The organism is Algoriphagus aestuariicola (genome assembly GCF_017254835.1).
Lineage (GTDB): Bacteria > Bacteroidota > Bacteroidia > Cytophagales > Cyclobacteriaceae > Algoriphagus > Algoriphagus aestuariicola.
Window position 1 is genome coordinate 1 of sequence record NZ_JAFKCW010000031.1, and the last position, 371, is coordinate 371.

At 66.8% G+C, this 371-nt stretch carries 1 pseudogene; it reads left to right on the forward strand.

Annotated features, from left to right (window positions below):
* Positions 1–371: pseudogene (locus tag J0A67_RS23545) on the forward strand (fuconate dehydratase); the annotation flags it as partial.

The window sequence follows — 371 nt, forward strand, 5'->3', positions numbered from 1 at the left end:
GTGCGGCGATCCGCGCGCTGGAACATCAGATCGTCGGTGAGCAACTGGAGACGATCGCCGCCGACATGGGCGCCTTCTGGCGGCGCTTCACCAGCGACAGCCAGCTGCGCTGGATTGGGCCGGACAAGGGCGCCATTCACCTGGCGACCGGCGCGGTGGTCAATGCGGTGTGGGATCTGTGGGCCAAATCGGTCGGCAAGCCGGTGTGGCGGCTGGTGGCGGAGATGACGCCGGAGGAACTGGTGCGCTGCATCGACTTCCGTTACATCACCGACTGCATCACGCCGCAGGAAGCGCTGGCGCTGCTGAAACAGCGGGCCGAGGGCAAAGAACGGCGCCTGGAGCGGCTGCTGCAGGAAGGGTACCCCTGT